14 protein-coding genes are annotated in these 15198 nt (G+C 73.4%); 10 read left to right on the forward strand and 4 right to left on the reverse strand.

Annotated elements, in window-relative coordinates; genetic code table 11:
* Positions 1-250, reverse strand: a 250-nt coding sequence (locus tag B5M43_RS11620) for a transposase (RefSeq protein ID WP_230668003.1), incomplete at its 3' end; no start/stop codon positions are given.
* Between the two features lie 56 nt (positions 251-306).
* Here B5M43_RS11620 and B5M43_RS11625 point away from each other — a divergent pair.
* Both B5M43_RS11625 and B5M43_RS11630 read left to right on the forward strand, forming a co-directional pair.
* Complete coding sequence (locus B5M43_RS11625) at positions 307-1362, forward strand: zinc-dependent alcohol dehydrogenase family protein (RefSeq protein WP_055988747.1); 1056 nt, start codon at positions 307-309, stop codon at positions 1360-1362.
* The gene (locus tag B5M43_RS11630) at positions 1359-2201 is read left to right on the forward strand and encodes an EamA family transporter (protein ID WP_134746579.1); all 843 of its coding nucleotides are present in this window, start codon (positions 1359-1361) and stop codon (positions 2199-2201) included. The genes B5M43_RS11625 and B5M43_RS11630 overlap by 4 nt, the downstream gene beginning before the upstream one ends.
* Before the next feature lie 6 nt (positions 2202-2207).
* Here the strand turns inward: B5M43_RS11630 and B5M43_RS11635 are convergent, their stop codons facing one another.
* Positions 2208-3734 carry a methyltransferase gene (locus B5M43_RS11635; protein ID WP_134746581.1) on the reverse strand — a complete coding sequence of 509 codons (1527 nt, stop codon included), beginning with the start codon at positions 3732-3734 and terminating at the stop codon, positions 2208-2210.
* 185 nt (positions 3735-3919) lie between these two features.
* Between B5M43_RS11635 and B5M43_RS11640 the strand changes: the two genes are divergently transcribed.
* Complete coding sequence (locus tag B5M43_RS11640) at positions 3920-4354, forward strand: Hsp20/alpha crystallin family protein (protein ID WP_055988749.1); 435 nt, start codon at positions 3920-3922, stop codon at positions 4352-4354.
* A 60-nt stretch (positions 4355-4414) separates the two neighbouring features.
* Here B5M43_RS11640 and galK read toward each other — a convergent pair whose 3' ends face one another.
* Together galK and galT are read right to left on the reverse strand one after the other, a co-directional pair.
* Positions 4415-5611 (reverse strand): galactokinase, encoded by a 1197-nt coding sequence (gene galK, locus B5M43_RS11645; protein WP_134746583.1) that lies wholly within the window; start codon positions 5609-5611, stop codon positions 4415-4417.
* Positions 5608-6795: a galactose-1-phosphate uridylyltransferase gene (gene galT, locus B5M43_RS11650; protein ID WP_134746585.1), complete on the reverse strand. Its 1188-nt coding sequence runs from the start codon at positions 6793-6795 to the stop codon at positions 5608-5610. The genes galK and galT overlap by 4 nt, the downstream gene beginning before the upstream one ends.
* Before the next feature lie 101 nt (positions 6796-6896).
* On the opposite strand from galT, the gene B5M43_RS11655 reads away from it, so the two are divergent.
* The 7 genes from B5M43_RS11655 (at position 6897) to trxB (ending at position 15148) form a co-directional block, all read left to right on the forward strand.
* The gene (locus B5M43_RS11655; protein WP_134746587.1) at positions 6897-7859 is read left to right on the forward strand and encodes a LacI family DNA-binding transcriptional regulator; all 963 of its coding nucleotides are present in this window, start codon (positions 6897-6899) and stop codon (positions 7857-7859) included.
* Between the two features lie 130 nt (positions 7860-7989).
* Positions 7990-10098, forward strand: coding sequence for a DUF6049 family protein (locus tag B5M43_RS11660; RefSeq protein ID WP_167626804.1), 2109 nt, complete (start codon positions 7990-7992; stop codon positions 10096-10098).
* On the forward strand, positions 10091-11707 hold the full coding sequence (gene murJ, locus B5M43_RS11665) for a murein biosynthesis integral membrane protein MurJ (RefSeq protein WP_134746589.1): 1617 nt from the start codon (positions 10091-10093) through the stop codon (positions 11705-11707). The genes B5M43_RS11660 and murJ overlap by 8 nt, the downstream gene beginning before the upstream one ends.
* Positions 11708-11850: 143 nt before the next feature.
* Positions 11851-13302 (forward strand): OFA family MFS transporter, encoded by a 1452-nt coding sequence (locus B5M43_RS11670; protein ID WP_200941054.1) that lies wholly within the window; start codon positions 11851-11853, stop codon positions 13300-13302.
* The gene (locus B5M43_RS11675; RefSeq protein WP_156377092.1) at positions 13299-13445 is read left to right on the forward strand and encodes a hypothetical protein; all 147 of its coding nucleotides are present in this window, start codon (positions 13299-13301) and stop codon (positions 13443-13445) included. Before B5M43_RS11670 ends, B5M43_RS11675 begins: the two co-directional genes overlap by 4 nt.
* Positions 13446-13569: 124 nt before the next feature.
* Entirely contained in the window at positions 13570-14034 is a 465-nt protein-coding gene (locus tag B5M43_RS11680; protein ID WP_134746591.1) for a DUF4383 domain-containing protein, read from the forward strand.
* Positions 14035-14179: 145 nt separating this feature from the next.
* Entirely contained in the window at positions 14180-15148 is a 969-nt protein-coding gene (trxB, locus tag B5M43_RS11685) for a thioredoxin-disulfide reductase (protein ID WP_134746593.1), read from the forward strand.
* The last annotated feature ends 50 nt before the right edge of the window (positions 15149-15198 follow it).

Raw genomic sequence — 15198 nt, forward strand, 5'->3', positions numbered from 1 at the left:
TGAGCTTGGCGAGCACCTTGTCCCACGTTCCCTCAATTGCCAGGCGGTGATGCCACGTCCACACCGTCTGCCACGGCCCGAACACGTCGGGAAGATCCCGCCACGCGATGCCGCACCGATACCGGTAGACGATGCCCTCGACCATCAGCCTGGCGTCCGCGAACGGCCGCCCCTTGCGCCCGGTCGGGCGCGGCAGCATCTCCTCGATCAACGACCACTGAGCATCCGAGAGCATCTGAAACCGCGACATCACAGGCTCTCAGCACACCGCCGATCTATTTGCCAGACACGCCCTAGCCTGATGCCATGCGCGCGACTGTCTTCCACGGGCCCGGCGACGTCCGCTTCGAGGAGGTGCCCGACCCCGTCATCGTGGACCCCGGCAACGCGATCGTCCGCGTCGTCGCGGCCTGCGTGTGCGGCTCGGACCTGTGGCGCTACCGCGGCGTGACCGAGGCGCCGGCCCGTCCCGTGCGCATCGGCCACGAGTTCGTCGGCGTTGTCGAGGAGGTCGGCGCCGACGTCACCCGCGTCTCGCCCGGGGACTTCGTGATCGCGCCGTTCTACGACTGCGACATGACGTGCGCCAACTGCCGCAACGGCTTCAGCACGTCATGCCTCGAGATCGGATGGTGGGGCGGCTCGGACCACGCGGGCCACCCGACCGACGGCGGCCAGGGCGAGTACGTGCGCGTGCCGCACGCCGACGGCTCCCTCACGGTGGTGCCGGGCGGCATGCCCGACGACGCGCTCGTCCCCGGTCTGCTGTCGCTCTCCGACGTCATGCTCACGGGGCATCACGCCGCCGTCTCGGCCGGGGTGCGGCCGGGATCCACGGTCGCGGTCGTCGGCGACGGCGCCGTGGGCCTGAGCGGCGTGCTCGCGGCGGCGCGGCTCGGCGCCGAGCGGATCGTCGCGATGTCGCGGCACGAGCCGCGGCAGGCGCTCGCGCGGGCGTTCGGGGCGACCGACGTGCTGGAGCAGCGCGGCGACGAGGGCATCGCGGCGGTCAAGGACCTGTTCGACGGCATCGGGCCCGACGCGGTGCTCGAGTGCGTCGGCACGAAGGAGTCGATGGACCAGGCCCTGCGCTCGGCGCGTCCGGGCGGCCAGGTCGGGTTCGTGGGCGTTCCTCACGGCGGCCCGGAGCTGCCCGTCCGCACGATGTTCAGCAGCAACGTGGGCGTGCGCGGGGGAGTGGCCCCCGTCCGGAACTACGTCGACGAGCTGCTGCCCGAGGTGCTGTCGGGCGCGATCGACCCCGGCCGCGTGTTCGACCTGACCCTGCCGATGGCGGAGGTCGCCGAGGCCTACGCCGCCATGGACGAGCGCCGCGCGATCAAGTCGCTGCTGCGGCCGTGACGGCCGTCCTGCTCGCCCTGGCGAGCGCGGCCGCGTACGGGCTGTCCGACTTCCTGGGCGGCGTGCTCTCCAAGCGCGACAGCCCCTGGACCATCGCGCTGTGGGGGCAGATCGGAGCGCTCCTCGCGGCGGGCGCCGCTGCGCTCGCGATCGGCGGCGCCCCGGCTCCGGTCGACCTCGCGTGGGCCGCGCTGGCCGGCACCGGATCCGCCCTCGGCACCGCGTTCCTCTACCGCGGGCTCGCGGCGGGCCGGATGAGCGTGGTCGCGCCGATCTCGGCCGTCGTCAGCGCGGCCGTGCCCGTGGTGGCCGGCGTCGCCGGCGGCGAGCGGCCCGCGCCGCTCGTGTGGGGCGGCATCGCGGTCGGGCTCGTCGCGATCTGGCTCGTCGCGCGGGTGCCCCCGGCGCACGCTGCGTCTCGGACCGGCACCGCCGCGTCGATCCGGGACGGCGTCCTCGCCGGCCTCGGATTCGGCACGGCCTTCGCGGCGATCGGCCAGTTCCGGGAGGAGGCGGGACTCTGGCCCAACGCGCTCGCGATGCTCGTCGCGGTCGTCGTGCTCGCGGCCGGCGTCCTTCTCGTGCGGGCGGGGATCGCGCTGCCTTCGCGCCGCGCGGGGCTCGCGCTGCTCCCCGGAGTGCTCGGCGCCACGGCGCTGACCTTCTTCCTGTTCGCGACCCAGCACGGCCTGCTGACCGTGGTCTCGGTCATCTCGGCGCTCTACCCGGCCGCGACCGTGATCCTCGCCGCGCTCGTCCTGCGCGAGCGCATCCACCGCGGCCAGGCGGTCGGCCTCGCGGCGTGCGCGGTCGCCGTCGCGCTTGTCGCCGCCGGCTGATCCGCCTCAGGACAGCCGCAGGAACCCGTCCACGATCAGCTCCCGCACGCGCGGCAGCAGCTCGGCCCGCAGCGCCGCGCCGTCGACCTCGAGCAGGTCCGCGATCGCCGCGATCAGCGGGCCCACCGGCAGGTCGCCGTCGCACGCGCCCACCAGGGCGGCGAGCCCCGGGTCGGCCTGCAGCGCACGGCCGAACCCGCCGCCCTGCCGCAGCTCGATCACCTGCGGATCCGCGACGCCCGGCAGGTGATGCCGCGCCTCCGTGACGTCCGGGGCGGTGCGGAGCGTGGCCTCGGCGAGCGCGTCGTCGTCCATCGCGACGAGCCGGTCGTGCGCGGCGAGGGCCTCCGCGAGGTGGATGCCGAGGCCGCCCTCCGACGGGATCGGCTGGGGCACGCGCTCGTATCGCGCGAGGGTCGGCTCATCCGCCGCCCGTCGCAGCAGCACGTACCCGAAGCCGATCGCGCTCACGCCGCGCTCGGCGAAGTCGTCCAGCCAGGCGCCCAGCAGCGCGTCGTGCCGCGCGGAGCCCGGCACCGTCCCGCCGTCGCGGATCCACATCTCCGCGTACTGGATGGGATCGAGCTGCTCGCGCTCGACGACCCAGGCGTCCAGCGGGACATCCGACGACTCGATCCACGCGCGCACGCGGTCGAGCCCGTCGACGCCGCCGCGGGTCTCCCAGTTGCCCAGCAGCTGGGCGACGCCGCCGGGCTCGAGGACGGCGCCGACGCCGGCGATCACCTTCTCGACCAGCGCATCCCCGACCATCCCGCCGTCGCGGTACTCGTAGTCCGGCACGCCCAGGGCGCGCGGCGTGATCACGAACGGCGGATTGGAGACGACCCGGTCGAACGTCTCGCCCGCGACCGGATCGATGAGGCTGCCGTGCCGGGTCTCCACCCGACCGCCCTCGGCGTTGAGCAGCGCGTTCAGGCGCGCGAACGCGAGCGCGCGCTCGGAGAGGTCCGTCGCGACCGCGGAGTCGGCGTACCGCAGGGCGCGCAGCGCCTGCACGCCGCACCCGGTGCCGAGGTCGAGCACGCGCCGCGCGGGCGTCGGCAGCTGCAGGCCGGCCAGCGTGAGCGAGGCCCCGCCGACGCCGAGCACGTGGTCCTCGGCGAGCGCCCCGCCGCCGATCGCGAGCTCGTCCAGGTCGCTCGCGAACCACCACTCGCCCGCTCCCTCGCTGTCGAGGTACGACTGGGGCCGGACGATCGCGCGCGGCTCGACCGCATCGCCCGCGACCTCGGCCAGGCCGAGCGACTGGAGGCCGCGGGCGCCGAGGCGCGGCAGCGCCGCATCCACCGCCGGCAAGGGCTGCGCGATGCCGAGCACCAGCAGCCGTCCGAGCGTCGCGAGCGCATCCGACCTGCCGCCGAGCGCGCGCAGCGCCGGGACCCTCAGGCCGCGCCCGATCGCGTCGTCGGCCTCGACGCCCCACGCGGCGCGCAGCGCCTCCGAGCGGAAGCGCGCGGCCGCCAGGTCGCTGGCGAGCGCGGAGCACAGGGCGGCATCGGGGTTCGGGGTCACGGTCCCATTCAACCCCGTGCCGTGTCTCAGTTCCGCGCGGAATCGCCCCCGGATTCCGCGCCGAACTGAGACATGGAAGGGGCAGAAAACGGATCTTGCACTCTCACCCCGAGAGTGCTAAAACGGAATTGAGTCCTCATGACTCAGGTCTGAATCGCCACGAGCAGACAGGAGGAGGAATCACGATGGCGATGTTCTTCGACCCGTTCCGTGAGTTCGACCGCGTGGCCGAGCAGCTGTTCGACCGGCAGGGTCCGCGGCTGATGCCGATGGACCTGTACCGCGACGGCGACCACTACGTCCTGAGCGCCGACCTGCCGGGCATCGACCCGGGCAGCGTCGACATCGACGTGGACGGCCAGCTGCTCACCATCCGCGCCGAGCGAACCGCCCGCAGCGCCGAGGGCGTGAAGTGGATCACCCGCGAGCGCGCCACGGGCTCGTACCTGCGCCAGCTCAACCTGGGGCAGGGCATCGACACGGCCGGAATCTCGGCGACCTACGACAACGGCGTGCTGAGCGTGCTCATCCCGATCAGCGAGAAGGCCAAGCCGCGCAAGATCGAGGTCCAGCGCTCCATGACCGCGTCGCAGGACGTCACGCCCGAGCTGACGGCGTAGCCCGCGCAGACGAGGAGGGACCCGGCCGGCGGCCGGGTCCCTCCTCGCGTGCCGGGGGCGTCAGACGTCGCGGCGTGCACCCTCCGAGGGCACGACCGTGAAGGCATGGGGAGCGGCGAAGCCGCGGTCCGCGAACGCGGCTGCCGCGGCCTCGGCCACGGCGTCGACGCGCGCCTCGTCCACGAGCGCGATCGCCGCTCCGCCGAAGCCGCCGCCCGTCATGCGGGCGCCGACCGCGCCCTCGGCGAGCGCGGTCTCCACGGCCGTGTCGAGCTCGGGCACCGAGATCTGGAAGTCGTCCCGCATCGAGACGTGCGAGGCGACCAGCAGGTCGCCGATGGCGCGCGGCCCCTGAGCGCGCAGAGTCTCGACCGTGTCGAGCACGCGCTGGTTCTCGGTGACGATGTGCCGGATGCGGCGGAACGTCACGTCGTCGAGGAGCTCGCGCGCGCGATCCAGGTCCGCGACGGTGACGTCGCGCAGCGCGGGCACGCCCATGGCGGCCGCGCCCCGCTCGCACGCCTCGCGGCGCTCGCGGTAGCCGCCGGTCGAGTGCGAGTGCTTGACACGCGTGTCGATCACGAGGAGCGAGAGCCCCTCGCGCGCGAAGCCGAGGTCGACCGACTGGGTCTCGAGGCTGCGGCAGTCGAGGAACGTCGCGGCGTCCGCGCGGCCCATGATCGACGAGACCTGGTCCATGATCCCGGTGGGGGCGCCGACCGCCTCGTTCTCGGCGCGGCGCCCGACGCGCGCCATGTCGAGGGGCGCGAGGCCGAGGCCCCACAGCTCGTCGAGCGCCGAGGCCACGGCGCCCTCGATCGCCGCCGACGACGACAGTCCGGCGCCGATCGGGACATCCGACGCGATCGCGATGTCGACGCCCGGCACGTCCGCCGCGGCGCGCCCGGATGCGGCGAGCGCGGCCCAGGCCACGCCCAGCGCGTACGCGGCCCACTCGGGCACGACGCCGCCCGTCACCGCGTGACCGGCGGGGCCGTCGAACGTCGCGGCGAGCTCGGCGACGGGCAGCTCGACCGGCTGCTCGGCGAACGTCGACACCACGCGGACCACGCCGTCGCCGCGCGTGGCCGCGGCGGCGTAGGTGCGGTGCTGGATCGCGAAGGGCAGCACGAAGCCCTCGTTGTAGTCGGTGTGCTCGCCGATCAGGTTCGCGCGGCCGGCCGACGACCACACGCCGGCGGCGGGGGATCCGGCGACCCGGGCGAAGAGCTCCTGAGCCTGGACGAGGGCGGTCACGCGCCGACCCCCGCGGCCTGGTCGGCCTCGGCGATCGCGATGCGCAGGCGCTCCGCGGACTGCTCGGGCGGCACGTCGCCGATCCACGCGCCCATCGCGGCCTCCGAGCCCGCGAGGAACTTGAGCTTGTCGGCCGCGCGACGCGGCGACGTGAGCTGCAGGTGCAGGCGGGCGCTGTCGCGGCCGACCTCGACCGGTGCCTGGTGCCACGCCGCGATGTACGGGGTCGGCGTCGTGTACAGGGCGTCGACACCGCGCAGCAGGCGCAGGTAGAGCGGCGCGAGCTCGTCGCGCTCCTCGGCCGTGAGCTCGGCGAAGTCGGCCGCGTGGCGGCGCGGCGCGAGGTGCACCTCGACGGGCCAGCGCGCGGCGAACGGCACGTAGCCGATCCAGTGCTCGCCCTCGAGGACGACGCGGGGTCCCGCCGACTCGAACTCGATGATGCGGTCGAACAGGTCCGCGCCCTCGCGCTCGATCGACGCCAGCAGCAGCTGCGTGCGCGGCGTGACGTAGGGGTAGGCGTAGATCTGGCCGTGCGGGTGCTGCAGCGTGACGCCGATCTCTTCGCCGCGGTTCTCGAACACGAACACCTGTCGCACGCCGGGCAGCGCCGACAGCGCGGCCGTGCGGTCGGCCCAGGCCTCGATCACGGTGCGCGCGCGCGTGACCGACTGCGTGCCGAACGAGCCGGTGCGCTCCGGGCTGAAGCACACGACCTCGCAGCGGCCGACCGAGGTGCGCGAACGGCCGAGGCCGGGGGCGTTCAGGTCGTCCAGGCCGCGCGGAGCGTCCTCCGCCGCGGGAGCGTCGCCGAACGCCTCGTCCAGCGCGGGGCCGAAGGAGGGCGAGCGGTTCTCGAACACCGCGACGTCGTACGACGACGGCAGTTCCGACGGGTTCGTCGGCGTCTGGGGCGCCAGCGGGTCCAGGTCGGCCGGGGGCAGGTGCGCGCGGTTCTGGCGCGCGGCCGCCACCGAGATCCAGTCGCCGGTCAGCACGTCCCGGCGCATGGTCGCCGTCGCGGGGCGCGGGTCGAGCTCGCGCTCGTCGACGCGGCGCTCGGGCGGCAGGGTCGTGCCGGGGTCGTCGTAGTAGATCAGCTCGCGGCCGTCGGCGAGGCGGGCCGGGCGGCGCACGACGCCGGCGCCCAGCTCCGTCGCGGGCAGGTCGGGGGTGTGCGTCATGGGGATCCTTCGGGAGATGCGGCGCATGTTGACGTCAACATGCATGATAGAGGCAGAACGCCGAGAGGCGGTACACGAGGTTTCGATCGAAGGAGAGCAGGATGGCGCGCAGCGTGTCGGCCGCCGACGTCGCGCGGCTCGCGGGCGTCTCGGGGCAGACGGTGTCCCGCGTGGCCAACGGCGCCGCCAACGTGGACCCCACCACCCGCGCGCGGGTCGAGGCCGCCATGGCCGAGCTCGGCTACCGCCCCAACCGGGCCGCCCGCGCGCTGCGCACCGGCCGCACGCGCACGATCGGCGTCCTCGTCCGCACCCTCGCCACGGTCGGCAACGCCCGCGTGCTCGAGGCCGTGGTCGCGGCCGGGGCCGCGCGCGACCACGCCGTGCTGGTCCTGACCCTCGCGGACGACACACCCGGATCGGCGCAGGCGGCGTTCGCCGCGCTGTCGGATCACCGCGTCGACGGCGCGATCGCGCTCAACGAGGCGACGCCGACCGTGCGGGCCGCCGGTGCCGCCGCCTTCCCGCTGGTCGCCGTCGACTCGGCCCCGGCGCCCAGCCTGATCGCGATCGAGTCGGACCACGCCGGGGGAGCGGCCGCCGCCGTCGCCCGCCTCCGGGATGCGGGTCACGCCACGGTGCACCACCTCGCGGGCCCCGCGGGCTCGTATGCCGCGGACGAGCGAGAACGCGGCTGGCGCGAGGCGCTCGGCGCCCCGGCACCCGAGCCGCTCCGCGGCGACTGGTCGGCGCGCTCCGGCTACGAGCGCGGTGTCGCGCTGGCCGCCGACCCCGAGGTCACCGCCGTGTTCGCCGGGAACGACCAGATGGCGCTGGGCCTGCTGCGGGCGCTGCGCGAGGCCGGCCGCCCGGATGTCGCGGTGATCGGCTTCGACGACGTGGTCGACGCGGCCGACTACCAGCCGCCGCTCACCACGGTCGCGCAGGACTTCGACGCACTCGGCGACGCCGCCGTCGCCCTGCTGATCGACCGGCTCGAGGGCCGTCCCGTGCCCGAGCGCACCGTCATCCCGACCCGCCTGGTGGCGCGCGCGAGCGGCTGAGGCCCGACCGCCTCGCCGAGTCGCGGCGCATCCGGGATGCACACAGGCGCCTCCGTAGAATCGAGAGGATCCGCGACCCGGTCCGGCGGCGAGACCCGCCGGCGACATCCGGGATGCGATCCACACGCATATGACGACGGACCTCCCCCGGCGCCAGGCCGCACCCCGCAGACGGCCGCTCGCCCCTCTCCCCGCGGCGGCGTTCGCCGTGCTCCTCGGGCTGGCCTGCGCGGCGCCCGCCCACGCGGCGGTCGAGCCGGACGAGCCGACGGCCGATCTCACGCTCGCGCCCGCCGCGCAGGGATTCCTGCGGCCCGGGGCCTCGCTGACCACGACGCTCACGGTCGAGAACGCCTCGACGGAGCCGATCGAGGGCGCCACCGCGACCCTCTCGATCGGCCGCACGCCCCTCGCGGACCGCACGCAGCTGCGCGCGTGGCTCGACGGGACGACCCAGGGCGTCACGCTGACGCCCGCGGGCACGGCGCCGGCCGAGGACCTCGCCCCCGGGGCGCAGGACACGGTCGGGATCGCCGTTCCCGCCGACCACGAGGCGCTCGAGGGGCTGCGGCCCGGCGTGTACCCGATCCGGGCCCAGCTCGGCGACGCGACGGCCGAGAGCGTGGTCGTGATCGAGGAAGAGACCGAGCCGGTCGGCCTGGTCGTCCCCATCACGGCCGCGCCGCAGTCGTCGGGTCTGCTCGGGGCCGAGCAGCTCGCGGAGCTCACCGCGCCCGAGGGCGCGCTCACCGCCCAGCTCGACGCGGTCGCGGGCACCGAGGCGATCCTCGCGATCGATCCCGCGATCCCGGCGGCGATCCGGGCGCTGCGGGACACGGCACCCGAGAGCGCCGTGGAGTGGCTCGACCGCCTCATGGTCATGCCGAACGACCGCTTCGCGCTGCAGTTCGCGGACGCCGACGTCGCGGCCCAGCTGCAGGCCGGTCTCGAGACGCCGCTGTCGCCGATCTCGCTCGAGGCGTACCTCGCGGCGCCCCCGCAGCCGGATCCGACGCCCACGCCGACCGAGACGGTCGCAGGGGCGTCCGAGCCGGAGGAGGAGCTCGACCTCGACGCGCTGCTCGACATCGGCGACGCCGAGCCCTCGATCCACTGGCCCATGCCCGGGGCCGTGGGTCCCGGCGTCCTCGACGCGCTGCGGACGCCGGATCCCGACGCGATCGCGCTCGTCCCGTCCGACGCGACGACGCAGGGTGCCGACGGATCCGCGGTGCCGGCCCGCGGCGACGGCCTGCTGATCTACGACGCGGGCGTCACCGCGGCGCTCGACGACGTGGCCGGGGCGACCGGCGAGCCCGCGCGGGACGCCGCCGCGGTCGCGGCGAGCGCGGAGCTGTGGTTCGCGGGCGAGCAGGCGGGGGATGCGCCGCTCCTCGTCGCGCTCGACCGCGGGGCCGGGCTGACCGACGAGGACGGCGCGGACGACGCCGCGGCCGACCTCGTCGATCGGCTCAGCGCGGCCGTGGACGTCGTGACGGGCAGCGCCGCGATCGACGCGCAGCGCCTGCCGCAGCTGCTCGACGCCGCGCCGGCGGCCGTCACGCCGGCCGAGCCGTCCGCGGACGAGAGCCGGGCGGCCTTCGTCACCGAGACCATGGAGTCCGAGAAGCGCATCGCCCGCACGGCCACGGTGCTCGAGGACCCGACCCTGCTCACGGGCCAGGTGCGCGCCGAGGCGCTGCACGTGCTCTCCGTCGGCTGGGACGGCGAGCGCTCGGCGTGGGAGGACGCGGTCGCGGCCTTCCGCGAGCGCACCGGAGAGCGCGCGAACGCCGTGGGCATCGAGCCCCCCGCCACGGTCCAGCTGATCAGCGCGGGCGCGAACCTGCCCGTCTGGATCCGGAACGACCTCCCGTACGAGGTGACGGTCACGCTCGTCGCCCGCCCGGACGATCCGCGCCTGGACGTGGTCGAGTTCACGCAGGTCGTGGCACAGCCCAGCAGCAGCACGACGATCGAGGTCCCGGTCGAGGCGCGGGTCGGCAACGGCGACGTGGACATCGAGCTCAGCCTGCTGAGCCCCGAGGGCGAGCTGATCGGCCCCGTGCAGACCGTGGAGGTCACGGTGCGCGCCGACTGGGAGCGCATCGGCATCATCGTGCTCGTCGCCCTCGTCGTCGGCCTGATCGGCACGGGCATCGTGCGCACCGTGCTGCGCCGGCGCCGCGCGACGCCCGCCGAGACCGACGACGACCCCTCGAAGGGACCGGATGCATAGCCTCGGACGCGCGAGCGCCATGATCGCGGCCGGCACGCTCGTCTCGCGCGTGACCGGCCTGATCCGCACCACCGTGCTCGTCGCCGCGATCGGCGCCTTCGGGCACGCGTCCGACGCGTTCACGATCGCCAACCAGCTCCCGAACTACGTGTTCCAGGTGATCTCGGCCGGCCTCATCACGGCCGTGCTGGTCCCCCAGGTGGTGAAGTGGAGCGGCCGCGAGGACGGCGGTCGCGAGCACCTCTCCAAGCTGTTCACGCTCGGCACGGTCGTGCTCCTCGTGGTGACGGCGCTCGCGATGCTGGCGGCGCCATGGCTCATCCGGCTCTTCGGCGCCGACTACACGCCCGACCAGATCGCGCTCGGCACGGCGTTCGCGTACTGGTGCCTGCCGCAGGTGTTCTTCTACGGCATGTTCGCGCTCATCGGCGAGACCCTGAACGCACGCCGCGTCTTCGGCCCGTACGCGTGGGCGCCGATCGTCAACAACATCGTGTCGATCGTGGGGTTCGCGGTCTTCATCGCCGTGTTCGGCGGCGAGCGCAACGCGGTCGGCGACTGGGATCCCGCGATGATCGCGGTCCTCGGCGGCGTGGCCACCGCCGGCATCGTGGCGCAGACGGTCGTCCTCGCGGTGTTCTGGCGCCGGACGGGCCTGCACCTCCGGCCCGACTTCGACTGGCGCGGCATGGGGCTCGGCGAGATCCGCTCGCTCGCCGGCTGGAGCTTCGCGATGCTGCTCGTGGGACTCGTGGTCTCGACCGTGCAGCAGCAGGTGATCTCGGCGGCCTCGGGAGACGAGGCCTCGGCGACGGTCTGGTTCAACGCCTGGCTCGTCTTCATGCTCCCGTACTCGATCATCGTGATGTCGATCGGCACCCCGTACTTCACGCAGCTGTCGGAGCACGCGTCCGCCGGGCGAGACGACGAGGTGCGCGGCGACATCCAGCGCAGCGTCCGCTCGCTGGGCCTCCTGGTCGTGATCGCGGCGGTGGCGCTGATCGTCGCGGCGGTGCCCGCGTCGCGCATCTTCACGGGCAGCGCGGGAGAGGCGCTGGCCGCCGCTCCCGTGCTCATCGGATTCCTCGTGTGCCTGGTGCCGCTGGCCGTGCAGTTCGTGGTGCAGCGGACGTTCTACGCGTACGGCGACACCCGCACGCCGTTCTTCTTCACGGTGTTCCAGGCCGCGATCGCCATCGGCCTCGCGCTGCTGATGCCGCTCGTCGTCGCCGAGGATCTCCTGACCGCGGCCGTCGCGCTGGGCCAGTCGATCTCGAGCATCGCGCAGGCCGTGCTCGCGGTCTGGCTGCTGCGCCGCCGGCTCGGACCGCTCGGCATGGGCCGGTCCCTCTGGGCGCTCACCCGTTTCACTCTGGCGGCGATCCCCGCCGGCGCCGCGGCGTTCGGTGTGTACCTGCTCGCCGGTGGGCACGCGGGATGGATGGCAGCCGACGGCGTGGACGGGATGCCGGGCAAGCTGCTCGGAGCGGTCGGGACCGGGGTGGTCGGGCTGGTCGCCCTCGTGATCTACGTCGCGGTCCTGGCGGTGTTCCGCACGCCGGAGCTGCGCACCGCCGCGGGCCTCTTCGGCCGCCTCCTCGGCCGCTGACCCGCACAGCCCGGGAGCGCTCCCACTGACCGGGATGGCGCGGGCATCCATGCCCTTGTGAGGCACCCGGCCCCTCGTTAGCGTGCGAGACACCGTGCGCACCGCGCCGGAGCATGACCACGAGTACGAGGGGGTACCGTCACGTGTCGTTCCTGGACAGGCAGCACACCATCGCCCCGCCCGGATACAGCCGATGGCTCATCCCCCCGGCGGCGCTGGCCATCCACCTCTGCATAGGGCAGGCCTACGCGACGAGCGTCTACAAGAACGCGCTGGTCGCGCACTTCGACACCTCGCTCACGGCGATCGGGATCATCTTCTCGATCGCCATCGTCATGCTGGGGGTCTCGGCGGCCCTGCTCGGCACCTGGGTCGAGAGGGTCGGCCCGCGCAAGGCGATGTTCACGTCGGCGTGCTTCTGGGCATCGGGGTTCCTGATCGGGGCGCTCGGCATCGCGACGTCGCAGCTGTGGCTCGTGTACCTGGGCTACGGCGTGATCGGGGGCATCGGCCTCGGCATCGGCTACATCTCGCCGGTGTCGACGCTGATCAAGTGGTTCCCCGACCGGCCGGGGCTCGCGACCGGCATGGCCATCATGGGCTTCGGCGGCGGCGCGCTGGTCGCCTCCCCGGTCTCGCGGCAGCTGATGTCGCTGTACGACCCGGCGTACGACCCGGCCGATTCGACGTCGGTCGCCTCCGGATCGGCCGTCGCGATGCTGTTCCTGACGCTCGGCATCGTGTACTTCCTCGTCATGATGATCGGCGTCTTCAACGTGCGCACACCCGCCCCCGACTGGAGGCCGGCCGGATGGGATCCCGCCAGCATCAAGAGCAAGCCTCTCGTCACCACCGCGCACGTCTCGGCGCGCAACGCGATCCGGACGCCGCAGTTCTGGCTGCTGTGGATCGTGCTGTTCTGCAACGTGACGGCGGGGATCGGGATCCTCGAGCAGGCGAGCCCGATGATCCAGGACTTCTTCCGCACCGGCGAGGCGTCGCTCGTGACGGCGACCACGGCGGCGGGCTTCGTGGCCCTGCTGTCGCTGTTCAACATGGCCGGGCGCTTCGTGTGGTCGTCGACCAGCGACTTCATCGGACGCAAGCCGATCTACATGGTCTACCTCGGCGTGGGCGTCGTGCTGTACACGCTGCTCGCGCTCGCGGGGGCGAGCAGCACGCTGCTGTTCGTCGCGCTGGCGGCGGTCATCCTGTCGTTCTACGGCGGCGGGTTCGCGACCATCCCGGCGTACCTGCGCGACCTGTTCGGCACGTTCCAGGTGGGCGCCATCCACGGGCGCCTGCTCACGGCCTGGTCAGCGGCCGGCATCGCGGGGCCGCTGATCATCAACGGATTCCTGGACGCGCAGGGCGAGCCGGGTCAGCTCGTCGCGGCGGACTACCGTCCGGCCCTCCTGACCATGGTCGGCGTGCTCGCGGTCGGCTTCGTCGCGAATCTGCTGGTGCGCCCCGTGGCGGCCCGGTTCCACGAGCCGGCGCCCGCCGCGACGGCCGAGCCGCCCGCCGTGGCCCATGCGGGAGCCGCCGCACGGAGCGCGGCGACGACGATCGACGACGAGGAGGAGGGCCGATGACCAGGACCGAGATCCCGGCCGACGCGCCGGAGCAGCGCGGACAGACGATGCGACTGGTGCTCTCGTGGCTGATCGTGGGCATCCCGCTCGCGTACGCGCTCGTCCAGACGATCTCCTCGGTGATGCCGCTGTTCGCGGGCTGAACCGCGCACATCGCACCCCGACGGGCACCGCGTCAAGCCTCTATTAGTGCACTCAGGGCTCGTGGTTCTCTGCTGTGTCCCCCGGCGAGAGGGCCGGGGGACACAGCAGAGAGCGAGGTCGGACATGAGCACCACCCACCACACCACGCGGCGCTTCGCGGAGACGCCCGTGCAGAAGGCGGCCTTGGTCTTCGGGATCGTCTTCTTCATCGTCGGGCTCGGCGGGTTCATCCCCGGGCTGACGCAGGACGTCGAGAGCCTCCAGTTCGCGGGCCACGAGTCGCACGCGATGCTGATGGGGGTCTTCCAGGTGTCGATCCTGCACAACATCGTGCACCTGCTCTACGGAGTGGTCGGCGTCCTGGCCGCCCGCACGTTCGGCGGAGCCAAGCAGTTCCTCATCTGGGGCGGCGCCGTCTACGCGCTGCTCTGGCTGTACGGACTGCTCGTGCCGGACGAGCACGCGGCCAACTTCGTGCCGCTGAACACCGCCGACGACTGGCTGCACTTCGTGCTGGCCGCCGCGATGATCGCGCTGGGCGTCCTGCTGGGTCGCCGCGCGGCGCACGCGACCCACGATCGCCGCTGACCCGCACACACCCGCAGCCCCCGGTCGCCCGCACACGACCGGGGGCTGCGACTCGTATCGATAGATTTTGGTCTATGGAATAGCCCGCGCGTACCATGTGTTGTGGCAGTCGGAACCCCGCCCGACATCACACCCTGGAGGCCTCGTGCGACAGCTCATCATCATCGGATCGGGTCCGGCCGGATTCACCGCCGCGATCTATGCGGCCCGGGCGAACCTGAGCCCCCTCGTCGTGGCCAGCTCGGTCGAGGTGGGCGGTGAGCTGATGAACACCACCGAGGTCGAGAACTTCCCAGGGTTCCCCGAGGGCATCATGGGCCCCGAGCTCATGCAGAAGATGCAGGAGCAGGCCGAGAAGTTCGGCGCCGAGATCCGCTACGACGACGTGACGGAGCTCGACCTGTCGGGCGACGTCAAGAAGGTCACGCTCGGCAGCGGCGCCGTCGAGGAGGCGCAGGCCGTGATCTTCGCGACCGGCTCGGCCTACCGCAAGCTGGGCCTCCCGGGCGAGGAGCGCCTGTCCGGCCACGGCGTCTCGTGGTGCGCCACGTGCGACGGCTTCTTCTTCCGCGAGAAGACCATCGCGGTCGTCGGCGGCGGCGACTCGGCCATGGAGGAGGCGACCTTCCTCACCAAGTTCGCCTCGAAGGTCTACGTGATCCACCGCCGCGACACGCTCAAGGCCTCCAAGATCATGCAGCAGCGCGCCCTGGCGAACGAGAAGATCGAGTTCATCTGGAACGCCGAGGTCGCCGACATCCTGGGCGAGTCGGCCGTCGAGGGCGTCACGCTGCGCGACACCGTCACGGGCGAGACGCGCGACCTGGCGCTCGAGGGTCTGTTCGTCGCGATCGGCAACGACCCGCGCACGCACCTCGTGCACGACCAGCTCGAGCTGACGCCCGAGGGCACGATCGCCGTGATCGGCCGCACCTCGCGCACGTCGGCCCCGGGCGTGTTCGCGGCGGGCGACGTCATCGACCCGACCTACCGCCAGGCCGTCACGGCCGCGGCGAGCGGGACGGTCGCCGCGCTGGACGCCGAGCACTTCCTGGCGTCGCTGGGCGACGCCGGCGAGCCGGCCCCCGCCGAGGACCAGCTCGTCGAGGCCTGAGAGGCCGCGGAACAACCACAGCCCCTCCCGCGTTGCGGGTGAAGACGCAC

This window comes from Microbacterium sp. MEC084, from assembly GCF_004514465.2.
Taxonomy (GTDB): Bacteria; Actinomycetota; Actinomycetes; order Actinomycetales; family Microbacteriaceae; genus Microbacterium.